Annotated in this window: 22 protein-coding genes; 14 read left to right on the top strand and 8 right to left on the bottom strand. The window is 72.1% G+C overall.

The annotated features are described in order from the left end of the window. Window positions 1-16: 16 nt before the first annotated feature. Genes ACZ4TR_RS33000 through ACZ4TR_RS32985 form a run of 4 tightly spaced genes read left to right on the top strand, consistent with a single transcriptional unit; the run spans window position 17 to window position 4,377 of the window. Window positions 17-1,084 carry a hypothetical protein gene (locus ACZ4TR_RS33000; RefSeq protein WP_465291537.1) on the top strand — a complete coding sequence of 356 codons (1,068 nt, stop codon included), beginning with the start codon at window positions 17-19 and terminating at the stop codon, window positions 1,082-1,084. Window position 1,085: 1 nt separating this feature from the next. Further along, on the top strand, window positions 1,086-2,201 hold the full coding sequence (locus ACZ4TR_RS32995; RefSeq protein ID WP_465291535.1) for a toxic anion resistance protein: 1,116 nt from the start codon (window positions 1,086-1,088) through the stop codon (window positions 2,199-2,201). Next, the gene (locus ACZ4TR_RS32990; RefSeq protein ID WP_465291533.1) at window positions 2,198-3,811 is read left to right on the top strand and encodes a substrate-binding domain-containing protein; all 1,614 of its coding nucleotides are present in this window, start codon (window positions 2,198-2,200) and stop codon (window positions 3,809-3,811) included. The genes ACZ4TR_RS32995 and ACZ4TR_RS32990 overlap by 4 nt, the downstream gene beginning before the upstream one ends. After that, window positions 3,811-4,377 (top strand): hypothetical protein, encoded by a 567-nt coding sequence (locus ACZ4TR_RS32985; RefSeq protein ID WP_465291997.1) that lies wholly within the window; start codon window positions 3,811-3,813, stop codon window positions 4,375-4,377. Before ACZ4TR_RS32990 ends, ACZ4TR_RS32985 begins: the two co-directional genes overlap by 1 nt. Before the next feature lie 60 nt (window positions 4,378-4,437). On the opposite strand, the gene ACZ4TR_RS32980 is transcribed toward ACZ4TR_RS32985, so the two are convergent. The 3 genes from ACZ4TR_RS32980 to ACZ4TR_RS32970 all read right to left on the bottom strand — a co-directional run bounded on the left by ACZ4TR_RS32980 (window position 4,438) and on the right by ACZ4TR_RS32970 (window position 6,963). Beyond that, the gene (locus tag ACZ4TR_RS32980; RefSeq protein WP_465291531.1) at window positions 4,438-5,250 is read right to left on the bottom strand and encodes a hypothetical protein; all 813 of its coding nucleotides are present in this window, start codon (window positions 5,248-5,250) and stop codon (window positions 4,438-4,440) included. A gap of 184 nt (window positions 5,251-5,434) precedes the next feature. Then, entirely contained in the window at window positions 5,435-5,689 is a 255-nt protein-coding gene (locus ACZ4TR_RS32975) for a hypothetical protein (protein WP_364515138.1), read from the bottom strand. 371 nt (window positions 5,690-6,060) lie between these two features. Next, window positions 6,061-6,963, bottom strand: coding sequence for an ornithine cyclodeaminase family protein (locus ACZ4TR_RS32970; RefSeq protein ID WP_465291529.1), 903 nt, complete (start codon window positions 6,961-6,963; stop codon window positions 6,061-6,063). A gap of 43 nt (window positions 6,964-7,006) precedes the next feature. Here ACZ4TR_RS32970 and ACZ4TR_RS32965 point away from each other — a divergent pair, with 43 nt between their 5' ends. Genes ACZ4TR_RS32965 through ACZ4TR_RS32955 form a run of 3 tightly spaced genes read left to right on the top strand, consistent with a single transcriptional unit; the run spans window position 7,007 to window position 8,960 of the window. Further along, complete coding sequence (locus tag ACZ4TR_RS32965; RefSeq protein ID WP_465291527.1) at window positions 7,007-7,618, top strand: pentapeptide repeat-containing protein; 612 nt, start codon at window positions 7,007-7,009, stop codon at window positions 7,616-7,618. Between the two features lie 29 nt (window positions 7,619-7,647). After that, complete coding sequence (locus ACZ4TR_RS32960; RefSeq protein WP_465291525.1) at window positions 7,648-8,247, top strand: sulfite oxidase-like oxidoreductase; 600 nt, start codon at window positions 7,648-7,650, stop codon at window positions 8,245-8,247. After that, window positions 8,217-8,960: a ferredoxin reductase gene (locus ACZ4TR_RS32955; RefSeq protein ID WP_465291523.1), complete on the top strand. Its 744-nt coding sequence runs from the start codon at window positions 8,217-8,219 to the stop codon at window positions 8,958-8,960. Before ACZ4TR_RS32960 ends, ACZ4TR_RS32955 begins: the two co-directional genes overlap by 31 nt. A gap of 12 nt (window positions 8,961-8,972) precedes the next feature. Here ACZ4TR_RS32955 and ACZ4TR_RS32950 read toward each other — a convergent pair whose 3' ends face one another. Continuing rightward, entirely contained in the window at window positions 8,973-11,588 is a 2,616-nt protein-coding gene (locus ACZ4TR_RS32950) for a helix-turn-helix transcriptional regulator (protein ID WP_465291521.1), read from the bottom strand. Then, the gene (locus tag ACZ4TR_RS32945) at window positions 11,585-12,706 is read right to left on the bottom strand and encodes a molecular chaperone DnaK (protein ID WP_465291519.1); all 1,122 of its coding nucleotides are present in this window, start codon (window positions 12,704-12,706) and stop codon (window positions 11,585-11,587) included. Before ACZ4TR_RS32945 ends, ACZ4TR_RS32950 begins: the two co-directional genes overlap by 4 nt. Window positions 12,707-13,008: 302 nt before the next feature. Between ACZ4TR_RS32945 and ACZ4TR_RS32940 the strand changes: the two genes are divergently transcribed. The 3 genes from ACZ4TR_RS32940 (at window position 13,009) to ACZ4TR_RS32930 (ending at window position 17,071) form a co-directional block, all read left to right on the top strand. Next, entirely contained in the window at window positions 13,009-13,986 is a 978-nt protein-coding gene (locus ACZ4TR_RS32940) for an IniB N-terminal domain-containing protein (RefSeq protein ID WP_465291517.1), read from the top strand. Between the two features lie 101 nt (window positions 13,987-14,087). Beyond that, on the top strand, window positions 14,088-15,872 hold the full coding sequence (locus tag ACZ4TR_RS32935; RefSeq protein WP_465291515.1) for a P-loop NTPase family protein: 1,785 nt from the start codon (window positions 14,088-14,090) through the stop codon (window positions 15,870-15,872). Then, window positions 15,869-17,071, top strand: coding sequence for a GTPase (locus ACZ4TR_RS32930; protein ID WP_465291514.1), 1,203 nt, complete (start codon window positions 15,869-15,871; stop codon window positions 17,069-17,071). The genes ACZ4TR_RS32935 and ACZ4TR_RS32930 overlap by 4 nt, the downstream gene beginning before the upstream one ends. Here ACZ4TR_RS32930 and ACZ4TR_RS32925 read toward each other — a convergent pair. After that, window positions 17,068-17,454, bottom strand: a complete 387-nt coding sequence (locus ACZ4TR_RS32925; protein WP_465291512.1) for a RidA family protein — start codon at window positions 17,452-17,454, stop codon at window positions 17,068-17,070. The two genes, ACZ4TR_RS32930 and ACZ4TR_RS32925, sit on opposite strands and share 4 nt — an antisense overlap. Window positions 17,455-17,546: 92 nt before the next feature. Here ACZ4TR_RS32925 and ACZ4TR_RS32920 point away from each other — a divergent pair, with 92 nt between their 5' ends. The 3 genes from ACZ4TR_RS32920 (at window position 17,547) to ACZ4TR_RS32910 (ending at window position 20,133) form a co-directional block, all read left to right on the top strand. After that, window positions 17,547-17,909, top strand: coding sequence for a winged helix-turn-helix transcriptional regulator (locus tag ACZ4TR_RS32920; RefSeq protein WP_364515107.1), 363 nt, complete (start codon window positions 17,547-17,549; stop codon window positions 17,907-17,909). Window positions 17,910-18,031: 122 nt separating this feature from the next. Then, on the top strand, window positions 18,032-19,576 hold the full coding sequence (locus ACZ4TR_RS32915; protein WP_465291510.1) for an acyl-CoA synthetase: 1,545 nt from the start codon (window positions 18,032-18,034) through the stop codon (window positions 19,574-19,576). Beyond that, window positions 19,576-20,133 carry a TetR/AcrR family transcriptional regulator gene (locus ACZ4TR_RS32910; protein ID WP_465291508.1) on the top strand — a complete coding sequence of 186 codons (558 nt, stop codon included), beginning with the start codon at window positions 19,576-19,578 and terminating at the stop codon, window positions 20,131-20,133. The genes ACZ4TR_RS32915 and ACZ4TR_RS32910 overlap by 1 nt, the downstream gene beginning before the upstream one ends. An 8-nt stretch (window positions 20,134-20,141) precedes the next feature. On the opposite strand, the gene ACZ4TR_RS32905 is transcribed toward ACZ4TR_RS32910, so the two are convergent. Continuing rightward, entirely contained in the window at window positions 20,142-21,092 is a 951-nt protein-coding gene (locus ACZ4TR_RS32905; RefSeq protein ID WP_465291506.1) for a helix-turn-helix transcriptional regulator, read from the bottom strand. Window positions 21,093-21,206: 114 nt separating this feature from the next. Here ACZ4TR_RS32905 and ACZ4TR_RS32900 point away from each other — a divergent pair, with 114 nt between their 5' ends. After that, window positions 21,207-22,169: an alpha/beta fold hydrolase gene (locus ACZ4TR_RS32900; protein ID WP_465291504.1), complete on the top strand. Its 963-nt coding sequence runs from the start codon at window positions 21,207-21,209 to the stop codon at window positions 22,167-22,169. Between the two features lie 5 nt (window positions 22,170-22,174). On the opposite strand, the gene ACZ4TR_RS32895 is transcribed toward ACZ4TR_RS32900, so the two are convergent. After that, on the bottom strand, window positions 22,175-22,567 hold the full coding sequence (locus ACZ4TR_RS32895) for a TIGR03618 family F420-dependent PPOX class oxidoreductase (RefSeq protein WP_465291502.1): 393 nt from the start codon (window positions 22,565-22,567) through the stop codon (window positions 22,175-22,177). Window positions 22,568-22,597: the final 30 nt, after the last annotated feature.

Genomic DNA, 22,597 nt, shown 5'->3' with positions numbered 1-22,597 from the left:
CTGAGGGGAGTGGCTCGTGAAACGCCGGGTGTCGATCGGACTGGCCGTGGTGCTGCTGCTCGCGGTCGTGGGGGTGATCGTCTGGGACCGCGACTCCGGGCCGGGTCTTACGACCGTCCGCGGCGTGATCGGCTCCGAGAAGCAGGCGTTCTTCACCGACCAGCGCGTCGTCGGCGCCTTCGCGCGGCACGGCCTGAAGGTGGAGGTCGACACGGCCGGCTCGCGGCAGATCGCGACCACCGTCGACCTCGGGAAGTACGCGTTCGCGTTCCCGTCTTCCTCGCCCGCGGCGCAGAAGATCCAGCGCGACCGCAAGGTGACGACGGTGTACACGCCGTTCCAGTCGCCGATGGCGATCGCGTCCTTCGAGCCGGTCATCGCGCTGCTGAAGGCGAACGGCGTGGTGCGCAAGGGCGCCGGCGACTACGACGTCCTCGACATCGCGAAGTACCTCGATCTGGCGAAGGCCGGCACGCGGTGGGACCAGCTGCCCGGCAACACCGCCTACCCGGCGCGCAAGAACGTCCTGGTCACCACGACCGACCCGCGCGAGTCGAACTCCGCGGCGATGTACCTGTCGATCGTCTCCTTCGTGGCCAACGGGAACACCGTCGTCAGCACACCGGATCAAGAGGCGAAGGTGCTGCCGTCGGTGGCGAAGCTGTTCCTCGACCAGGGGTACACGCAGAACAGCACCGAGGGGCCGTTCGAGGACTACCTGTCGGCAGGCATGGGGAAGACGCCGCTGTCCCTGATCTACGAGTCGCAGTTCGTCGACCGGGTGGTGCGCGGCGACGGCTCGATCCGGCCGGACATGCGCCTGGTCTACACCGCGCCGACGGTGTATTCGAAGCACACGCTCGTCCCGCTGTCGGGTGACGGCGACCAGGTGGGGCAGCTCCTCGCGACCGATCCCGAGCTGGGCAAGCTCGCCGCGACCTTCGGGTTCCGCACCACCGACCCGCGGCTGTTCGCCGACGTCGCCGCGCCGGCCCACGTGCCGGCCGACCTCGTGGACGCCGTCGAGCCGCCGTCGTTCGAAACCCTCGAACGGCTGCTCGACGCCGTCGGCAAGCAGTACTGACATGGCCGGATTCACGCCTGTGACGGCGATTTCCCCCGAGCGCGCCGCCGGGCTCATCACCCTCGGGGACGACACGCGCGCGGAAATCACCGCTCGTGCCGACGGATTCGCCACGCGACTGGAAGCACTCGACGTCCGTTCGCCCGAGTTCACCGATCTCCTCGACGAGCTCTTGGCGGTCGGTGAAGCCGACATGCGCGCTGCGGCCGGCGTCGCCGGGGCGATGCTGGACCGCTCCCTGCGCGGCATGGCTTCTCCTCAGGACGGCGTCACGACGAGCCTCGCCGGGCTGCGCCGGACCGTCGCGGAGCTGGACCCGGCCAAGCTGCCGCTGACCGGGCGGAAGCTGCTCGGGATGTTCCCGGTGGCGGGCGCCGCGAAGCGGGCTCTCGACCGGTACCACGCCGCGAACGAGCCGGTGAACGCCCTGGTCGTCGACCTGCGCACGCGCCAGGACCGGTTGCGACGGGACAACTCCGCGATCAAGGGCGAGCGAGAGCGGCTGTGGAGGGTGTTGGGGAAGCTCGCCGAAGCGGCGGCGTTCGCCGAAGCCGTCGACGGTGCCATCGAGCGGCAGGCTTCCGTCTTCGACCTGACCGACCCGCTGCGGGCGCGGGCATTGCGCGGCGACGTCCTGTACCCGATCCGGCAGCGGCACCAGGACCTGCTCACCCAGCTCGCGGTGAGCGCGCAGGGGTACCTCGCGCTGGACCTGGTGCGCCGCACCAACGACGAGCTCATCCGCGGTGTCGAGCGGGCGGTGTCGACGACGGTGTCCGCACTGCGCGTCGCCCTGCTCGTGTCGGCTGCTCTCGCGGGTCAGCGGGACGTCCTGGACGAGGTGGCGGCACTGCGGTCGACGACCGACGGGCTGATCCGCGCCAACTCCGAGCTGCTGGAAACGCAGTCCGCGGAGATCCGCCGGGCGAGCGCCGACCCGGCCGTCGCGACCGAGACCATCCGCGCGTCGTTCGACCGGATCTACGCCTCGATCGACGCGATCGACGGCTTCCGCGCGGACGCCGTCCGCACCATGGCGACCACCGTCGAGTCGCTGTCCGGGGAGATCCGCCGCGCCGAAGGCCACCTGCGGCGTTCGCACGAGGGGGAGTCATGAGGAAGAGGCTGGGAGCGCTCGCTCTCTGTGCTTTGGTGCTGGCCGGGTGTTCCGAGCCGTCGTCCGCGCCGCTGGGCGAGCCGGAGCCGGGAACTTTGCGGATCCTCGCCGGCAGTGAGCTGGCGGACCTGCAGCCGGTGCTCGACGAAGCCGCCGAGGCGACGGGTGTCCGGGTCAAGTTCACCTTCACCGGGACCCTCGAAGGTGCCGAAGCGCTGGCGAACGGCAGTGTCGACGGGAAGTACGACGCCGTGTGGTTCTCCTCGAACCGTTATCCCGCCGGCATTCCCGAAGCGGCGAAGCGGCTCGGGAACCAGGTCAAGATCATGCGCTCGCCGGTGGTGCTGGGGCTGGCGTCTTCCGTCGTGCAGCGGCTCGGCTGGGCGGGGAAGCCGGTCAGCTGGGGCGAGATCGCGGCGCAGGCCGGGAAGAAGGCGTTCAGCTATGGGATGACCGACCCATCGGCGTCGAACTCCGGGTTCTCGGCGCTGGTCGGGGTGGCTTCGGCCTTGGCCGGTGCGGGTAATGCGATCGACGCCCGGCAGATCGCTTCGGTGACGCCGCAGCTGACGCAGTTCTTCAGCGCTCAGGCGCTTTCGGCCGGTTCGTCGGGCTGGTTGTCGGACGCGTACACGCGGCGCGCGACCGGCCAGGACCCGGGGCGGAAGGTCGACGGGCTGATCAACTACGAGTCCGTGCTGCTGTCGGCGAACGCGTCCGGGAAGCTGCCCGAGCCGCTGACGCTCGTCTACCCGAGCGACGGCGTCGTCACGGCCGACTACCCGCTCACGCTGCTGACGGATGCCGGAGCCGACGCGCGTTCGGCGCACCAGCGGCTGTCGGACCACCTGCGGACTCCCGGCGTCCAGACGCGGATCATGGACACGACGCAGCGGCGGCCGGTGGTCCCGGGTGTCGGGCTGGGGCCGCAGTTCGCGGCGCACGACCTCGTCGAGCTGCCGTTCCCGGCGACGCAGCAGGCGGTGGACGCGCTGCTCCAGGCCTACTTCGACAAGATCCGGCGGCCGTCGCGGACGCTGTACGTGCTCGACACGTCGGGTTCGATGAAGGGCGACCGCATCGACTCGCTGCGGACCGCGCTGGTCGGGCTGACGGGTGCCGACACGTCGCTGGCCGGCCGGTTCCGGCGGTTCCGGAGCCGGGAAGAGGTCACGATGCTGCCGTTCAACACGAGTCCTTCGCGGGCTTCGACGTTCACGGTGCCGGAACAGGACCCGTCCGCTGAACTGGCGCGCATCAAGGCGTTCGCCGAGGGTCTCTCGGCCGGGGGCGGGACGGCGATCTACGACAGCCTCTCGGAGGCCTATCGGGTGCTGGAGCCCCTGGCGGGACGCGATCCCGACCGGTTCACGTCGATCGTCCTGATGACCGACGGCGAGAACGCGAACGGGTCGTCGCTGCCGGACTTCCGGGCCTCCTTCGGCTCGTTGCCGCCGGCGATGAAGCAGGTGCCGGTGTTCACGGTGCTGTTCGGCGAGGGATCGAGCGACGAGCTGACGCAGGTCGCCACGATGACCGGGGGCAAGGTGTTCGACGCGCGGAAGGTGCAGTTGGCCGGCGTGTTCCAGGAGATCCGCGGGTACCAATGATGCTGTTGCGCTACTTGGGGTCGACCAAGAACCTGCTCGGCTGCGTCGGTGGGCTTCTCGGCGTGGGGCTGTACCTGACCGGGGTGGTCGGGGGGTTCTGGCCGTTCGTGGTGGCGGCGTTGTACCTGGCCGGGGCTTTGCTGGCGCCTGCCGAGAAGGTGCGGTTGGTGCCGGATACTTCGGCCGAGCTGCGTTCTTCGTTGGAGACGCTGGTGCGACGGGTCTCTTCGCAGGCGTCACGGATGCCTGCGTTTACTGTGGACACCGTGGGCCGGATCGCTGCGATCTTGCGGGATCTGCTTGCGCAGCCCGCGCGGCTCGCGGCCGATCCCGACCTGCGGCACGCCGTCGGACGCCTGGTGCGCACGGACCTGCCGCTGTCGCTGGAAACCTACCTGAACCTGCCGTGGTGGTTCGCGGCCCGGCGGGCCGGTGCGGGCTCGGAACTGGTGGCACAGCTGGATTTGCTCGAGACGGAGGCGCATCGGGTGGCCGAGCGGTTCTACTCGTCCGAGGTCGACCGGCAGGCCGATCACACGCGGTACCTGCGGGACCGGGACGGGTGAGCGCGCGGCTCCACCCTTGTGGGTGGTGACGTTCGAACGCGCGTTCGAGTAGCTTCGATCTCATGGACGCGAACCGAGTTTCGGCAAAGTCAGGGTCACCGCTGCGGTGGTCAACCAGCTCAGCAGATCGGCGAGAGGAATGCGGGAAAGCCGTTCCGGCCACTCGTCGGCGACGGTGTGCAGCACGAGTTCGTCGTGCCGCGGTTCCACCTCGGTCAGCTTTGTCCCCGGCGGAAGTTCCGGCAGGGGAAGCACGATGGGCTGAAAGCGTTTCGGGGGGCGGAAGGTGCGCTGTCCGATGTGGAGAGTCCGGGGCACGAGCACGACGGCGTCATCCTCCACCCGGGCTTCGAGGGTCAGGTGGCCCCAGTGCGGCTTCTTGGCCCAATGGATCTGGAGCAGCCCGCTGTCCGCCGGGGCGGCCACGATCCCGGGCCGGACCTTCGCCACCCGTTCGCGCAGCACGTCCGCGGACACGGCGATCCGCAGCTCGACGCGGGCCGGCTTGGCGGCCGGCGTGGGCAGCGAGCGGAGACGGACGTCTTCGGCGAGCACGGTGACCCGGCGCAGCGGGATGCTCCCGCCTTCGGGTTCGGGCCAGTCAACGTCCTCGGCGACGATCCGGACGTCGCCGACGCGGCCGGTGGCCAGGCGGAGGCTGTCGGCCGGGTAGTCGAGCTCGGTGAGGGTCAGGCCGACGTCGCGGCCGTCGACCTTGGCCGTCAGCCTGCGTCCGACGAGCTGCTCGGTGACGGTGCGCGCCAAGGCGGCCGGCGTGACCGGGACGTTCGGCAGCAAGGAACGCCCGGCCGCGGCCAGCCCGGCCAGCTCGGGCCAGGGCGACCAGCCGTCGAACCACCTGCCGTCGCTCATCCGTCCAGTGTCGCCGAAAGCCGGGTGGTCCGCCGAGGGCAGGTCCCGCGAAAGCGGCGATTCTCACGCGGCGGCGGTGCCGCCACGTACGCGCCGGATCAGCACCGGGGTGGCGTGCCGCCTGCCGTCACCGGAGGGGGCGATGACGACAGGCGGCAGTTCGGAGGGCGGTGTCGCCCGCCGGTCACCGGCCCGCGAAGCGCGCGATCATGCCGGTGACGACCAGCCAGAACACCGCGGCCAAGCCGAAGTCGAGGATGACCTGCAGGCTGCCGTTGTCCACGTTGAACAGTCCCGGCCAGAACAACGCGAGAGGAACCGCCAGCGACTTGATGAAGATGAAGAAGGCATTGCCGGCGTTGGCACCGGCGAGCACCATGATCATGTAAAGGACTTCGATCCCCGCGAAGATCGCGCCGATCGCCGTGATGACCCGCACGGCCGTGTTCCGTCTGGTGGTGGTTCGCCAAGGAGACATGTCCGGAAAATTCCCGGATTGGGTGACCGATCAAACGCTTCAACCCCAGATTGCGCCGTTCGGCGGCTCCGGTTGCTCTCCGCCGCACGTCCCGCACCCTCCGTCGCACCCCGCGATGCCCATCCAGTCACGCGCGATGCCCACTCAGTCACGCGCGATGCCCGCCCAATCACGCGCGATGCCCGCCCAATCACGCGAGTTCCGGCCTCAATCACGCGAGTTCGGTCCGTGATCACGCGGGTTCCGGGTGGACGCCACGATCGTTCGTCGTCCTCGTGCCCCGTCGGACGCGTGTCGTCCATCCAGGCACGTGTGTCGTCCGTCCGCGTCCGTCACCGCGGTCCGGCGTCGCCCAGCATCCGCGCGATGGCCCAGTCCTGCACCGCGAGCCCGACGGACTTGAACACCGTCCGCCCACTCGCCGCCGGCGGCGTGCGCAACGCCTCGCCGAGCTCGACCAGAGAGGAGCGTTCCAGCACCCCACTGTCCACCGCATGGATCACCTCGCCGGCTTCCTCGAGCGCGGCCTCGACCTGATCCACCACTACACAGGCCGCCGAACCGAGCAACTCGGCGGGAAGCTCTCGCATGGAAGGCAGATAAGACCCGATCGCATTGACGTGCACCCGCTCAGGCAGGTCGGCCACCTCGAAGAGAGAAGTCGAAGACGAAGTAGCACAGCAAACGATCTCCGCATCGGAGACGGCGTCGGCAGCCGAAGCGGCGACCCGCGTCACGATCTCCGGGAACTCGGCACGCAGACGGTCCGCGAAGCCGTGAGCACGCGACGGATTCCGTCCGAACACCGCCAGCCGGCTCACCGGCCGCACCGCCGCCATCGCCCGCACCTGGTCGGCGGCCTGCGCCCCGGTGCCCAGGAGCGCCAAGCGGCCGGCGGAGGGCGGCGCGAGCAGGTCCGTCGCGACGCCGGACGCCGCGCCCGTGCGCAGCGTCGTCACCTCGATCGCGTCGGCGACCACCTGGCCCGCGGCGGTGTTCCACACCAGTGTCCCGAGGATCATCGGTGTCCGGCCGGCGACCAGGCTGAGCGTCTTCACGACCGTCGTCGACGTCGGCGTGTGGCACGCGCTCATCACCAGCGTCGTGCCGCCGCCGAAGGACAACCGTTGCGGCACCACGAAACGGCCGGCGGCGAGGTCGAGGAAAGCCTCTCGCACCGCGTCGACGGCGGCGGTCATCGGCACGGCCGCCCGGACGGCGTGAGCATCGAGCATGCGCGGACCCTTCGGCGTCGGGAACTGCCGCTAGCCTGACCGGGTGTCCGATGCCACGCAAGATCCGCCCGTCGAGGAACAGCGGTTCGTCCGCGACGACTGGTACGGGGAGGAGATCACCGGCCGGCACTACGTGCGGTGCGAGTTCCACGAAGTAGACTTCTCCGAGGCCCAGACGCGGAACTCGGTCTTCACCGACTGCGTGTTCGGCAACGTGCGCTTCAACGCGTCCCGGCACACGGACTCGGCGTTCACCGGCTGCTCCTTCAAACGGTGCAACTTCTTCGACGCCGAGTTCACCGGGTGCAAGCTCGTCGGCGCGACGTTCAGCGAGTGCGACCTGCGTCCGCTGCGGGTCACCGGCGGCGACTGGTCGTTCGCCGGGCTGGCGGGCGCCGACCTGCGCTCGGTCGCCTTCCACGGGGTGCGCATGCGCGAGGCCGACCTCACCGGGGCCAACTGCGCCGACGCCGTGTTCGCCGACGTCGACCTTTCGGCGGCGAGCCTGCACGCCGTCAAGCTGCCACGCGCCGACCTGCGGGGCAGCGACCTGTCGGCGCTCGACCCGGTGAACGCCGAGCTGGCCGGCGCGATCGTGTCACCCGAACAGGCTGCGGTGCTCGTCACGTCGCTCGGGCTGCGCGTCCGGGCGTAGGCTCGGGCCGACCGGGAAGGAGGGCCACGATGGGCGTCGTGACACCGGGGTTCCGCGGCCGGGACCGCAGCGGCAACCCGCGCCTGCCACCCGGGCAGTACCTGGCCGAGGACTTCCCCGTGCTGTCGGCCGGCCCGACCCCGCGCGTGCGCACGGAGACGTGGGAGTTCACGGTCACCACCGAGACCGGCGAGAAACACGCGTGGAGCTGGGCCGAGCTGATGGCGCTGCCCAGCGAGAAGCCCACCGTGGACATCCACTGCGTCACCCAGTGGTCCAAACTGGACACCCACTGGCGCGGCGTCTCGGTGGACACCCTGATCGGCGGGCTCGACACGGCCGCCGACTACGTCATGGTCCACGCCTACGGCGGCTACACCACGAACCTGCCGCTCGCCGACCTGCTCGACGGCCAGGCCTGGATCGCCTACGAGTACGGCGGCAAGCCGCTCACCCCCGAACACGGCGGCCCGGCGCGGCTGCTGGTGCCGCACCTGTACTTCTGGAAGTCCGCGAAGTGGGTGCGCGGGCTCGAGCTGAAGACCCGGGACGAGCCCGGTTTCTGGGAGAACGTCGGCTACCACGACTACGGGGATCCATGGCGCGAACAGCGGTATCAGGGCGACTAGCCTGGCGGGTCGCCCGCCTGGCCGAATTCCGCGACGAGACGCCGACAGCGCGCACGCTCGTCTTCGACCTGCCCGGCTGGCCAGGTCACCTCGCGGGGCAGCACGTCGACGTCCGCCTCACGGCGGCCGACGGCTACCGCGCGCAGCGCAGCTATTCGCTCGCCGCGCCCGCCGACGGCGACCGGGTGGAGCTGACGGTCCAGCGCGTCGCCGACGGCGAGGTGTCCGAGCACCTCGCCGGCCCGTACGCGATCGGCGACCCGGTGGAGATCCGCGGCCCGGTCGGCGGCTGGTTCGTCTGGCGCCCGGCGGACCCGGCCCCGGTCCTGCTGATCGCGGGTGGCTCGGGCATCGTGCCGCTGATGGCGATGATCCGCGCCCGCCGGGCAGCGGGCGTCCGCACGCCGTTCAAACTGATCTATTCGTTGCGCACCCCGGCGGAGCTGTACTACGCCGACGAACTGCGCACGCCGGTACCAGGCCTGGACATCACGTACGTGTACACGCGCGAGCTGCCGGAAGGCCGCCCGGGAATCCCCCGGCGCATCGACGTGCCCACGCTCAACACGGCGGGCTGGCCGGCCGAGTTCGGCGCAGCGTGCTTCATTTGCGGCCCCACCGGTTTCGTCGAGACGGCGGCGGACATCCTGGTCGCCTTGGGCCACGACCCGCACCGCATCCGCACGGAAAGGTTCGGCCCCAGCCGCGACTGACCCGGCAGCTTTCTACGGGGCGTCCGGGCGGGAAAGCAGCTCCCTCAACGTCGCGAGCAACTCCCGGCGGTCCGCCGCTCCCAGCTTTCCCCTGATCCGGGCCATGTGGTGCTCCACCGTCTTCCCGGAAATGAACAGCTTCGAACCCGCCTGCTTGTACGTCAGCCCCTCGACGATCAGGCGGGCCACTTCGAGCTCTCGCTCACTCAAGGCCGCCAAGCCCGTTCCGGCCGCCGCCGGCTCCGAGGTTCCCGGCTCGCGGCGGGCCGCCGTTCCCTGGAACTGGCGGGCCGCCTCCAGCAGCTGGACCATCGCCTTGCGGTCGGACGTGCGGATCGCCGCCTGGCCGGCCAGGCGGGCCGCGTCCCAGCGCAGGCCCAGGTCGTGCATCTCGGCCGCCGCCGCCGCGATCGTGTCCGGGTCGAACGTTCCGCTCAGGACCGACAGCCAGCAGCGGGCCGCCGTGGCCAGCGCGCTCGGGTGACGGCCGCAGTGGGCGTGCGTCGCCAACGTCGCCAGGTGCGCCTTCGCCGCGTCCGCGTCCTCCAGGGTGATCGCCGCGTGGAGCTCGTGCCACACCAGCGATACCGTCCACAGTGGAGGCTCGCCGAGACGCGCCAGCAGTGCGTGGGCTCGTTCGAGCTGACCCGAGATCTTCGCGAACGCGCCCGTGCGGGCCGCCGCGATCGCCAGCTCGCCCAGCGGCAACAGGGTGAACAGGTCCGTCTGCTGCCGCATCGACGCCTGGTACGCGCGGTGCCACGACCGCTGCAACCCCACCAGATCGCTGGCCCGGCGCGCCAAGCCGAGCTCCAGCGTCGCGAAGAACAGCTCGTCGCGGGCCTCCAGCGTGCGGCCGGCGACGGCGTCGCGGTGTTCGGCCGCCGTCGCGAGGTCGCCCGCCGTCATCGCGACCCAGCCCAGCAGCAGGCGGTGCCGCACCGACAGCAGGTCGCCGCCGATTCCGCCGTCCAGCGCCCGGGTCAGGACCGGCTCCGCCAGCGCCAGCTCGCCCGTGTGGAGCGCGGCGAGCGCCGCCAGCGCCGCCGGGCTGTCCGGCAGCAGCGTGCCGCCCAGCGCCGGCTCGAGCATCGCCGCCGCGCCGAGCAGGGTCGACAACGTCTCCGTCGCGCAGCCGGACACCGAATCGGCGATGCCGCGGGCCATCCGGGTGGCCGCGCCGGCGAACAACGTCGGGGCGACGCCGGGCGCCGGGGCGTCGAGGAGCCGCCGGGCGCCGTCGACGTCGCCGGTGCCGACCAGCGCGATCGCGGCGAACGCGTCGGCGCCCGCCCAGGTGCCCGCGCCGAGGAGCCTGGTGCCGGTGGGGAATCCGGTGCTGCCCGGGAGCCCGGCGCCCGCGGGAAGCCCCGACCCCGAGTGGTGCCCGGCGCTGCCGGAAAGTCCGGCGCCCGCACGGTCCGGGGCGCCGCCAGGGTGCCCGGCGCCGGCGAGCCCGGTCGCGCCGGGGACTTCGGTACCCGCCGGCTGGCCGGCCCCACCGGGGAGGCCGAAAGTCTCCGCGCTGCGCGAAGCCCAGTGGTACAGCTCCGCACTACGCGCCAGCTCGCCCCGATGCGCCAGCACCGTGGCCGCGATCGCCGCGCCGGCCGCGCGAGTCTCGGGGTCGGCCGCGCCGAGCATTCCGTCGCCGAGGCGCAGGGCCGTGTCGAGGTCGCCCGACAACGCCGTCGCGCGGGCCCAGCCTGCCGTGACCGCCGGGGACCGGTCGCCCGCTTCCGCCGCGGCCTCGAACAGCCGGGTCGCCAGCCGTGCGTCGGCCGGGAGGGCTTCCGCTGCCGCCGCGGCGAACGCCGCCGCCGCGGACGCGCCGGAACTGCCCGTGCCCAGCAGCGAGCGCGCCAGGTCGAGCACCGGCAGGCCGTTCGCCAGCTGCAGCTCGACGAGCCGCTGCACCGTCGTCAGCCGGCGCGCGGGCGGCCCGAAGTCCCGGACCGCGGCCGCGGCCAGCGGCAGCAGCGCGTCGTCCGGGCCGAGCAGTCCGGTCGCGCGGGCGGCGTCGACGATCGCCGGCAGCTGGTCGGGGGTGCGGTCGAGCAACGCGCACAGCAGGTCGAGGTTGCGCCCCGCCCCGGCTTCGGCCGCGATCAGGTAGCGCAGGACGTCGTCGTCGAGCTCGTCCAGCTCCGGCCGGAAGTCCTCCATCCGCCCGAGCAGCTCCCGCTCGGCCAGCCGTGGCACCCCGCCGCTGCGCGCGTGCAGCTCGGCCGCCGCCGCGGGCTCGGCGGGCGATCCCGTCACCGCCGAGATCATCCGCGCGATGTCCTCGACGCCCAGGGGGCCGAGCTGCAGCAGCGTCCAGCTGGACGCCACCGCGGCCGGCCGGTGCGCGACGACGATGGGCCCGTCCGCACCGGTCAGCAGCTCTTCGAGCTGGTCGGCACCGAGCCGGTCGGCGTCGTCGACCAGCAGGGCCTCGACGCCGGCCGCGCGGTAGCAGCGGTCGAGCGCGGCGAGCAGCACGCTCTTGCCGTACCCGCCGGGCGCGACGACGGCCAGCCGCAGCGGCGCGGCCGGGTCGGCCGTGACCTGGTCCAGCAGCTGCCGCGCCGCCGGGTGCACCGGGACGGTGCGAGACGGGGAAGCCTGCGAAAGCAGAGTGTTCAACAGTGACCTTCACCGGAAGGGGCGCAGTGGCTCGGGGCGGGGGAGGAGGAGTCGGGGCCGGCGGTGGCTTCGCGGGCGGTGACGGTGATGACGACGGCCGAGATGGCCGCGGCGAGCACGAGGACCGCGGCGGCGAGGGGGCGGCGCCGCCGGAACAGGTTCATCGGGCTGCTCTTTTCGGGCAGCTCGAACGGCGTGATGTCGACCGGCGGCCGGGGCGGGCGCTCGCCGAGGTCACCGAGCGTGTCCACCTGGGGGAGCAGGGTGGTCTCGACGGCGGGGGGTTCGTGCGGGGCGCCCCGGTGGTCCACGCGCAGCGCCGCGACGGCCGCCGCACCGAGGGCGGTGGTCGCCGGCGGAACCGGTCCCGCGAACACCGGGCACGGCGGCCGGGCCGGCAGCGCGTGCGGCGGGACGTCGCCGCAGAACACCACGCCGGCGAGTCCCTTGGGGGACGTCGACGCCGCGCTCGCGAGGGCGAACAGCGTGCTGAGCGCCGCGGCCGGGGCCACGCCTTCGGCGCTCGCGGCCGGCTGCCAGCCGCTCGCGCCGGTCGCCGTGGCCAGCGTGACGTTCACGCCGTCGGCGCCGAACTCGCAGACCCCGGCCGCGGTGGCGCCGGGTCCGGGGACGGGCAGGTGCGCGCCGAGCGCGGCGATCGAGCCGGGAACCAGCGTGACCGCGGTGAACCCGGCGTCGGCCAGGGCGCGGCGCAGCACGTCACGGCGGTAGCCGCCCCAGTCGCCGGGGTGGGTCAGCACCAGGTGCTGCGGGGCGCCGCCGAACTGGTTCGCGGCGTGCTCGGCGATGCTTTCGACGAGCACGGTGGTCAGCGTCTCGGGCGGGAACGCCTCGCCTTCGACGAGCATCGGGACGTCGTCGCCGATCCGCCGGTGGAAGCCGGTGAGCAGCCGGGACGGGACCCGGGTGCCCGCCTGCGCGGCCGCGTCGCCGGTGAGCAGGTACCCCTCGTCGTCCAGGAACAGCGCGGACGCGGCGGCCGGGGTCCGGTCACCCAGCCAGAGCGGTTCGGGTTCGCCCCAGCCGGGGCCGAGACGGCGGCAGGTCGCGGCGTGGGTCCGCCCTTGTGCCACGTCGATCCCGAGGACGTAGGGCAACGGCGCTTCCTCCTCACCTCGCGGGGGCCGATCGGGGGCACCGAATCCCCCTAGGGCTCGGGGCATCCTCACCCAGACGGGTTAGTCAATCAAGGGTCTGGAGGGATTTAACCCAACTGAGCGCGTCTCGGATGAGCCCCTAACTCCCTAACGATGACATATCGATCCCCTATCGGCTGACTGACCCGCAACTCGGAGTGATCCCCGATGTGCGTGGGGGGACCGGCTCCCTAGCTTGATGACGGAGCAGCGGTCCTTGCGGCCGATGCCGTCCCCCGAATCACCGGATCAGGAGAAACCCCATGGACTCCGTGCAGACGTTGCACGATTTCGCGCTGAACCTGCTCAACGACCCGACCGCCCTCGCGGCGTTCGGGACGGACCCGCAGGGCGCCCTCGCTGCCGCCGGTCTCGGCGACGTCAGCGCCGCCGACGTGCACGAGGTCATCCCGCTGGTGCTCGACTTCGTCCCGGTCGACAGCCTCCCGGCCGTCGGTGCCCTGCCCGTCGTCGGCGACCTGTCCTCGGTCGGCACCGACGCCCCCGGCATCCAGGGTGCGATCGACCAGCTCACCGCCCTCACCGCGGGCCTCGGCCTGCCGGCCGTCCCGGAGCTGCCGGGTGTCGGCGACCTCGGCGGCTCGCTGCCGGGCGTGGGCGACCTCGGCCTGCCGGCGGTGGGCGGCCTCGGCCACCCGCTCTCCAGCGTGACCGACATCACCAACAACGCCGCCAGCGTCACCACGATCGCGAGCGACGTCACCAACTCGTTCGGCCTCGGCGGCGACCTCGCGCAGAGCATCGACGCGGGCTCGGTCGGCGGTCTCGGCAACGCCGTCACCGGCGCGGTCACGGGTGCGGTCGACGGCCACAACGTGGTCGGCGAGGTCGGCCACACGGTCACCAACGCGGTCTCCACCGTCGGCACCGGCGACTTCGCCGGTGCGGTCACCGGCACCGCCGCCGGCGACGTCACCAGCCACGTCGGTGACCTCGGCAGCACGCTGAAGCACGTCGGCGACCTCGACGTCAAGCACGTCGGCGGCGACCTGACCAGCGCTGTCCAGAACACCGTCGGCGACATCACCCACAACACCGTCACCACGGTGACGGGCGCGGTCGGCGTCGACCACAACGCGGTCGGCGACATCGCCAGCAACAACGGTGTCGACGCGGTGCACGACGTCGTTTCGGGCGTCACTGACAACCTCAGCCACAACGCGCTGGGCAACATCCACGTCGGCGACCTCGGCCACAACGACATCCACCTCGGGCACTGATCCCCGAACCGGTCACCGGTGCCCGTCCCGCGGTCTGGGTGCAGCCGCGGGACGGGCACCCGGTGTGCGCACGGGGAGTAAACCGGGGACACTCGTCCGCTGTGACCGCACCGGCTTGGCTCGAAGTGCTCAACGAGACGTTGGACGCGTGCCGCACGCACGGCCGCGCCGATCTCGCCGAGCGCCTCCGCAGACGTCGTGACGCCCCCGAGGGGCAGATCCGGCTCGGCGTGCTCGGATTCCCCAAACAGGGCAAGGGATACCTGCTCAACGCGGTGCTGAACGCGCCCGTGTGCGCGGTCGGCGACGCCCCGACCCCCGAAGTCCCCACCGAAATCGGCTACGCCCCCGAGCCCGCCGCCACCCTGGTCGGCCGCTCCCTCGAACGGACTCCCGTCGCGGTCGACCGGCTCACCGGTGAGCTCGGCGCCCGGCCCGCCGGCACGCTCAGCCGCGTCGAGGTCGGCGTGCCGCGCGAACTCCTTTCCGCCGGGCTCGTCCTCGTGGACACCCCGCCGGTCGGCGACCCGCGGTCGCCGCGCACCGCCGCCGCGCTCGACCTGCTCGCCGACGCGGACGCCGTGATCCTCGTCTCCGACGCGACCGCGCCGCTCAGCGCCGCCGAGCTCGCGCTGGCCCGGCACGTCCGCACCTGGTGCCCGCACGTCGTGCTGGCGCTCACCAAGATCGACGCTTCCCCCGGGTGGCGCGCGGTGGCCGAACGCGACCGCGGGATGCTCGCCGAAGCGGGGATCGACGCGCCCGTGCTGCCGGTTTCGGCCGTCGTGCGCCAAGCCGCCGCGAAGACCGGGGACGCCGAGCTGAACACGCGGTCGGGCTTTCCCGAGCTGCTCACGTGGATCGCCGAGCAGGCCGCGCGGCCGCCGGAGCAGTCGCGCGCCCTGCTCGCCGCCGTCGGCGTGCGTGCCGCGGCGGCGGAGCTCGTGGAGTCGCTGCGCGACCGCGTTGATACCGCCGCCCAAGACGCCGGGCTCGGGCAGGCCGCGTTGCTGCAGCGTGCGCAACGCCGTGCCGACGACCTGCGGCGGCAGAACACCCGGTGGCAGAACCTGCTTTCCGACGAGATCACCGACCTGCTCGGTGACGTCGAGTACGACCTGCGCGAGCGGACGCGCAAGATCGTCAACACCATCGACCAGACCTTCGACGAGGGCGACCCGGCCAAGGTGTGGGACGAGTTCGCGTCGTGGCTGGACGAGACCCTGGCCGATGCCGTCGAAACGAACTACGCGTGGCTGGCCGAGCGGGCGCAGTGGACCGCGCAGGCGGTCGCGGCGTGCTTCGGCGCCCAGTACGACCGCGCGCTGCCCGAACTGCCGCTCGACGGTTCGGGTATCGACCGCCTCGACGACGTCCGGCGCCCGAAGATCGAGAAGTTCAAGATCGGCCAGCAGGCCTTCACCGGCCTGCGCGGCTCGTACGGCGGGGTGCTGATGTTCGGCCTGGTCACCAGCCTGCCGTGGCTGGGCCTGCCGCTGATCAACCCGGTGTCGCTCAGCGCCGGCGCGGCGTTCGCGGTGAAGACCATCCGCGACGAGGGCGGGATGCGGCTGCAGCGGCGCCAGGCCGTCGCCAAGCAGGCCGCGCAACGCCACGTCGACGACGTCTTCCTGCGCTACAGCAAGGAGTTCCGCGACGGGATCCGCATCGTCCAGCGGCGGCTGCGCGACCACTTCACCGGACTGGCCGAGGACCTGGCGGACGAGCTGACGCGCGAGCGCGAGATGATCGTGGCCGGCACCGCCGAGCGCGAGCGCAAGACCGGGCACATCCGCCGGGAGATCGACCGCCTGGCCGGGCTGCACCAGCGCGCGGGCGAGCTCGGCACGATCGCCGGGCGGAAGCCGAAGGAGCTTTCGGCGTGACGCAGGATGTCCGCGACCTGCTGCACGCCGCGGCGGGCCTCTACCGCGACGACCCGCGTGCTTCGGCGGTCCTGCACGACTGCTTGAACCGGCTGGAGCAGCCGCTGCGCGTCGGGTTCACCGGGGCGCCGTCGTCGGGCAAGACGACGCTCGCCGCCGCGCTGGGCGAATGGCCGACGCGCGCGCTGCGCGACCTCGTCCTGCTGGACGATCCCGGCCCGGCCGACGACCTCCCGGACGCGACGGTCCGGCTCGTGCGCCACCTCGAACCGGACGAGCTCTCGGCGGCTCACCCGCCGGGTGGCTCGGCGTTCGCGCGGCAGAGCGCGGTCAACTCGGTCCTGGTGCTGTCGCGGGCCGACGAGGTCGGCGCGGGCCGCATCGACGCGTTGCTGACCGCGAAGCAGCTCGCGCGCCGCGCTTGGCGCGAAGACCCGCTGTGCACGGGTTTCCTGGGCGTCATCGCCGTCGCCGGGCAGCTGGCCTACGGCGGCCGGTCCCTGCGCGACGACGAGTTCGACCTCCTGGCGGCCTTCGCCGCAGTGCCGCGCGAAGAGCTGGAACGGCACGTGCTTTCGGTGGATTCGTTCACGGATCCCGCGTTCCCCGGCCCGATCCCGGTCGAGACGCGGCGGTCGCTGGTCGTGCGGTTCGGGATGTTCGGCGTCCGCCTGGCGCTGACGCTGATCCGCACGGGCTGCGACGACCGCGTCAAGCTGTCGGCGGAGCTGCTTCGCCGCAGCGGTCTCGGCGAACTGCGGGACACCCTCGCCGGGTGCTTCGTGGCGCGGGCCGAGGCGTTGAAGGCCCGCACGGCGATCATCCGGCTGGAGGCGCTGCTGGCGGCGCAGCCCCGCCCGGGCGGCGACCGGCTGGTGTCCCGGGTGGAGCGGTTCGCGGCGGCCGCGCACGACTTCCGCGAGCTGCGCCTGATCGCCGACATCCGCGGCGGCCGCACGGCGCTGTCCGGCGAGCCGGCGGAGGAGGCGGTCAGGTTGCTGGGCGCCCAGGGCACGTCCCCGGCCGACCGCCTGAACCTGGAGCCGGACGCGGACCCGGGCGACATCTACGACGCGGGCCTGGACGCGCTGCGGCGCTGGCGGCACGAGGCGGAACGGCCGGACCGGCCCCACGCCGAGCGCACCGCGGCCCACGTCGTGGTGCGCTCGACCGAGGGTCTGCTGTCGCTGTTCGCCTAGAGCACCGCGGTGACTTCGACCTCGACGAGGTGCTCGGGGACGTCGAGCGCGGCCACGCCGATGAGGCTGGCGGGCGGCTTCGCGGTGGTCCCCAGCTTCGCGCTGCCCCGGGCGATCCCGTCGAGGAGCGCGGGCATCTTGTCCGGCGTCCAGTCGACGACGTAGCAGGTCAGTTTCACGACGTCGTCGAACGAACCGCCGGCCGCGCCCAGGGCCGCGCCGACGTTGACGTAGCACTGCTCGACCTGCGCGGCGAGGTCGTTTTCCGTGTCCCAGGCGACCTGCCCGGCGACGAACACCAGTTTCGTCCCGGACGCGATCGCCACCTGGTGGTAGACGTCGATCTCGGGCAGCTCGCGGGGATTCACCAGGGTGACAGCCACTTTTCCTCCGTGGTCTCTTGTGGTTACCCAGGAACCGTAGGAGAGTGCTGGGCGGTACGGAAGAAGGCACTTTTCGGTGACGGGGGAACCAGATGGTGACCAAGCAGGACGCGGACCTTTCGCGGGCGGATTCCCTCGCGCGGGAGATCTTCTCGGACGTCGCCAACAAGTGGGCGTTGCTGATCATCGAGACCATCGGCGACGGCACCCTCCGCTTCAGCGAAGTGCGGGACGCGGTCGAGGGCATCAGCCACAAGATGCTCACCCAGAACCTGCGCATGCTGGAGCGCAACGGGCTCATCGAGCGCGAGGTGCACCCGACCGTGCCGCCGCGGGTCGAGTACACCCTCACCGAACCGGGGCAGGGGCTGCGCGCGACCGTCGACGCGATGTGCGGCTGGACGCAGCGGTACCTCGGGGACATCGAGACCGCCCGCCGCCGGTTCGGCGCCTGACGCGGCAAGAACAAACGGGCGGACCGGGCGTTCCGGTCATCGTTGTCCGGTATTGACGCCCGGCGGGCCGCGCCGCACCATAGAGCGGTCTATGGTCCAGCGCCGGCCGAAGGAGCCCCGCCATGCCCGAAGACGTCCGCCCCCGGGTCCGGCTGTTCGGCGAGCTCCTGGCCCACTGGGCGCGCGAACGATCCGGTGACACCGCGCTGATCTTCGGCGACCGGTCCTGGACCTGGGCGGAGTTCGACGAGCGGGTCCGCCGGCTGTCGGGTGCGCTCGCGGGCGCCGGGGTCACCCGCGGTGACCGGGTCGCCTTCGTCGACAAGAACCACCCCGCCTGCCTGGAGACGACCTTCGCGGCGGCCGGCGTCGGTGCCGCGAACGCGGTGGTCAACTGGCGGCTTTCCGGCGACGAACTGGCGTACGTCCTCGCGGACGCGGGCGCGAAGGTGGTCTTCGTCGGCGCCGAGCTCGTGCCCGCCCTCGACGCGGTCCGCGACCGGCTGCCGGCGCTGGAACGCGTGATCGTCGTCGGCGGGGACCACGACGAGTACGAGCCGTTCCTGACGGGCGCCGGGCCGTACACCGGGTCCGGGCTCGACGAAGACGACGGTGTCCTGATCATGTACACCAGCGGTACCACCGGCTTCCCGAAGGGCGCGGTGCTCACGCACCGCAGCGTCATCGCCCACGGCCTCGCCGCCGGCACCGCGTTCCCGATCGGCCCGGGCGACGTCAACCTCGTCGCGATGCCGCTGTTCCACGTCGGCGGCAGCTGCTACGCCGTTTCCGGTTTCCTCTACGGCGAGCCGTCCTACCTGACCCGCGAGCCGGACGCGGCGTCGCTGTTCGCGGCGCTGCGGGCCGGGATCACGCACGCCTTCCTGGTACCCGCCGTGGTCGCCGGGATCGCGCAGGCCGGCGAGGCCGCGCTCAAGGCGTTCTCCCGGCTGAAGTACCTCTGCTACGGCGCTTCGCCGATGCCGCTCCCGTTGCTGCGCACGGTGCTCGCCGCCTGGCCGGACGTCAAGTTCGCGCAGGTCTACGGCATGACCGAGCTGTCCGGCGCGGTCACCGCGCTCGATCCGGAGGCGCACCGGGACGCCTCGCGCCCCGAGCGGCTGGCGTCGGCGGGCACCGCACTGTCCGGTGTGGACATCCGGATCGTCGACCCGGTGACCCTCGAAGACAGCGCCACCGGCGAGGTCTGGATCCGCACCGAGCAGCGGATGGCCGGCTACCTCGGCAAGCCGGAGGCGACCGCGGAGACCATCGTGGACGGCTGGGTGCGCACCGGCGACGTCGGCCGTCTCGACGACGGCGGGTTCCTCTTCCTCGAGGACCGCGTCAAGGACATGATCATCACCGGCGGTGAGAACGTCTACTCGCCCGAGGTCGAGCGCGTCGTCGCGGAGTTCCCCGGCGTGGCCGAGGTCGCCGTGATCGGCGTGCCGGACGACCGGTGGGGCGAGCAGGTCAAGGCCGTCGTCGCCGGTGACCAGCTCGACGCCGACAAGCTGATGGAGTTCTGCCGCGAGCGCCTGGCCCACTACAAGTGCCCGCGCAGCGTCGACGTCGTGGAAGCGTTGCCGCGCAACGCGACCGGCAAGATCCTCAAGCGCTCGCTGCGCGAACCGTACTGGCGGGACCGGGACCGGAACGTCTGATGCCCCCGGTCAGGCGGCAGGCGTACTTCGCGGCCGCGCTGGACGTGCTGGCGGAACACGGGTTCACCGAGCTGAACGTCGGCCGGCTGTGCCGCGACCTCGGCGTGACGAGCGGATCGTTCTACCACCACTTCGGCGGCTGGCCGGGCTTCGTGGAGCAGCTCCTGGACCACTGGGAGAACCGGCAGGTGCTCATCCTGCGCGAACGCAACTTCGGCAGCGGCGGCCCGTCGGCGGACTTCGCCGCGCTGATGGACCTGACGCTCGGGCTGCCGCACGAAGCCGAGGCCGCCATCCGCGCGTGGGCGGCGAACGACGAAACCGTGCGGGCGGCGCAGAAACGCGTCGACTCCGCGCGGCTGCGGACGGTCGGCCGGGCGGTCAAGGGCATCGTCGGCGACCGCGACCTCGCGCGGACGCTGACGTCCCTGGGCATGGCGATGCTGGTGGGGCACCAGCAGCTGGCGTCGGCGGGGGAGCACAGCGAGCTGGCGACCCTGCTGGCGGAGTACACGCGGCTGGTGCACGCCCGCGCGGGCCGGCGTACAGCCCTCTGAAGGCCGTCTCAGCCGTACCGCTCGACGAGTGCGGCGCCGATCGAGGCCAGGCGGTCTCGCACACCCGCGGGGCCGGTCACCTCCAGCCATTCGACCAGCCCGGCGAGCTCGCCGGCGAGCGCGTACTCGTTGTAGCCGCGGATCACGACCTCGATGCGGCCGTCGGTCGTGGAGCCGCCGATCTCGAGCCGGTCGCCGAGCACCATCCGGAGCCGGGCCATCCCGCTGACCGTGCAGGTCGCCTGGATCTCGAGGGGCGTCCGCCGGCGGTCGACCTCGTCGGCGATTTCGCGCCAGCTCTCGGCGAGGTCGAATCCGCCGGGCCGGTGCACGGGATCGCCGGTCGGGTCGGCGGACGAAACGCGGTCGATCCGGAAGGTCCGCCGGCCCGCTTCGGTGTCGCAGACCAGGTACCACAACGGGCCTTTGGCGACGATGCCCAGCGGGTGGACGGTTCTCCCGGTTTCGGCGCCGGTGCTGTCGACGTAGCCGAGCCGCACCTGGACACCGTGGATCACCGCGTCCTGCAGCTCGTCGAGGAAGCGAGGCGGCGGCCGGTGCTCGATCCGGCCCGAGCCCCACCGTTGCGGGTCCGTGACCAGTGACGCCGCCGCTGCCTCGGCCGGCCCCCGGAAAGGCTCCGGCAGGGCCCGCACGAGCTTGCGCAGCGCCGCCTTCACGGCCGGCGTCGCGGCCGAGGCCGGGCCGGCGACCAGGAACAGGGCGCGCGCCTCGCCCGCGGTCAGCCCGGACAGGTCGGTGCGCGCGCCGCCCACGAGGCGCCAGCCGCCGCCCCGGCCCTGGATCGAGTAGACGGGCACGCCGGCCATGGCCAGGGCGTCGAAGTCACGGCGGGCGGTGCGCTCGGACACCTCCAGCTCCCGCGCGACGTCGGCTGCCGTCAGCTGTTCGCGCTGTTGCAGCAGCAGAAGGACGGCCATCAGCCGGTCGGCTCGCACACCGCCCACACTCCCACAGGAAACCGGTCACGGGATGACCTGTTTCGGTCGGCACGATGGCGACCTGACCACATCGGCCGTCGCGGACGCGCCGAACGACAGAGAGGAAACGCCATGGTCGATCCGACCGACTTCCCGGCACCCACCCTTGTCTCCGTCAACGGCGTGGAACTCGAGGTCTTCGAAGCGGGCCGGGAGAACGCGGGAAAGCCCATCGTGCTCTGTCACGGCTGGCCGGAGCACGCCTTTTCCTGGCGCCACCAAGTACCGGCCCTGGCCGCGGCGGGCTACCACGTGATCGTCCCGAACCAGCGGGGCTACGGCAACTCGTCGCGTCCCGCCGAAGTGACGGACTACGACATCGAGCACCTGTCGGGTGACCTCGTCGCACTCCTCGATCACTACGGCTACGAGGACGCCACCTTCGCCGGCCACGACTGGGGCGCCTTCGTCGTCTGGGGCCTGACCCTGCTGCACCCGAAGCGGGTGAACGGCGTGGTGGCGCTGAGCCTGCCCTACCAGGAGCGCGGAGAGACGCCCTGGATCGAATCCATGGAGGCCGTACTCGGCGCGGACTTCTACTTCGTCCACTTCAACCGGCAGCCGGGCGTCGCGGACGCCGTGCTCGACCGGCACCCGGCCCGGTTCCTGCGCAACCTGTTCCGGAAGAACCAGCCCCCGGAACCGCCTCGGCCGGGGATGGCGATGATCGAGCTCGCCCGGGCGGAGACACCCCTCGGCGAGCCCGTCATGAGCGACCGCGAACTGGCCGTCTTCGTCTCCGCCTTCGAGTCGACGGGCTTCACGAGCAGCATCAACTGGTACCGGAACCTCGACCGCAACTGGCGCCTGCTGGCCGACGTGGACCCGGTCGTCCGGCAGCCCGCGCTCATGGTCTACGGCGACCGTGACCCGGTCCTGAGGTCGGAACGGCTCGAAGAGTTCGTGCCCGACGTGGAAGTGGCGAGCCTGGACTGCGGTCACTGGATCCAGCAGGAAAAGCCGGCCGAGACGAACCAGGTGATCTTGCGGTGGCTGGACCGGCGGGCTGCTGTCCCAGGCGTGTCCAAGGGTTAGGGGAGTCAGGCGTTGCCGAGGATGCGGCTCACCGCGATCTCCAGGACCACCCGCTGCGGGTTCGGCTTGGGCTGCCGGTAGCGTGCGGCGTAGCGGTTTTCCGCGTCCCGCACCGAGTCCGGGTCGTCGCGCAGGATCGCGCGTCCCTCCAAAGTGGACCACTTCGGGCCTTCGAGCTGGCAGACCGCGACGGGCACGCCCTCGGTGCCCGAGGCCCGGATCATCTTGGCCTTGACGGACGTGCCGAAGGTGATCACGCGCGCGAGCCCGGTCTCGAAGTCCACGGTCACGCCGACCGCGACGACGTGCGGGGTGCCGTCCGGCCGGACCGTCGTCAGGGTGGCCAGGCGGCGCTCGGTCCAGAAGGCGCGGAAGTCCGCGCCGCGGTCGATCATCATGGTCGCCACGCTAGTCCGTCCGGGTGGCCG

The organism is Amycolatopsis sp. NPDC028719 (assembly GCF_055565395.1).
The sequence above is the reverse complement of the archived record's forward strand: the minus strand, read 5'-3'. Positions and strand labels throughout refer to the sequence as shown.

Excerpts from the sequence above, each read along its gene's own strand:
- ACZ4TR_RS32995 (WP_465291535.1), top strand. The coding sequence starts at position 1,086 with ATGGCCGGATTCACGCCTGTGACGGCGATTTCCCCCGAGCGCGCCGCC.
- ACZ4TR_RS32990 (WP_465291533.1), top strand. The coding sequence starts at position 2,198 with ATGAGGAAGAGGCTGGGAGCGCTCGCTCTCTGTGCTTTGGTGCTGGCC.
- ACZ4TR_RS32985 (WP_465291997.1), top strand. The coding sequence starts at position 3,811 with ATGCTGTTGCGCTACTTGGGGTCGACCAAGAACCTGCTCGGCTGCGTC.
- ACZ4TR_RS32980 (WP_465291531.1), bottom strand. The coding sequence starts at position 5,250 with ATGAGCGACGGCAGGTGGTTCGACGGCTGGTCGCCCTGGCCCGAGCTG.
- ACZ4TR_RS32970 (WP_465291529.1), bottom strand. The coding sequence starts at position 6,963 with ATGCTCGATGCTCACGCCGTCCGGGCGGCCGTGCCGATGACCGCCGCC.
- ACZ4TR_RS32960 (WP_465291525.1), top strand. The coding sequence starts at position 7,648 with ATGGGCGTCGTGACACCGGGGTTCCGCGGCCGGGACCGCAGCGGCAAC.
- ACZ4TR_RS32955 (WP_465291523.1), top strand. The coding sequence starts at position 8,217 with ATGGCGCGAACAGCGGTATCAGGGCGACTAGCCTGGCGGGTCGCCCGC.
- ACZ4TR_RS32940 (WP_465291517.1), top strand. The coding sequence starts at position 13,009 with ATGGACTCCGTGCAGACGTTGCACGATTTCGCGCTGAACCTGCTCAAC.
- ACZ4TR_RS32920 (WP_364515107.1), top strand. The coding sequence starts at position 17,547 with ATGGTGACCAAGCAGGACGCGGACCTTTCGCGGGCGGATTCCCTCGCG.
- ACZ4TR_RS32915 (WP_465291510.1), top strand. The coding sequence starts at position 18,032 with ATGCCCGAAGACGTCCGCCCCCGGGTCCGGCTGTTCGGCGAGCTCCTG.
- ACZ4TR_RS32910 (WP_465291508.1), top strand. The coding sequence starts at position 19,576 with ATGCCCCCGGTCAGGCGGCAGGCGTACTTCGCGGCCGCGCTGGACGTG.
- ACZ4TR_RS32900 (WP_465291504.1), top strand. The coding sequence starts at position 21,207 with ATGGTCGATCCGACCGACTTCCCGGCACCCACCCTTGTCTCCGTCAAC.
- ACZ4TR_RS32895 (WP_465291502.1), bottom strand. The coding sequence starts at position 22,567 with ATGATGATCGACCGCGGCGCGGACTTCCGCGCCTTCTGGACCGAGCGC.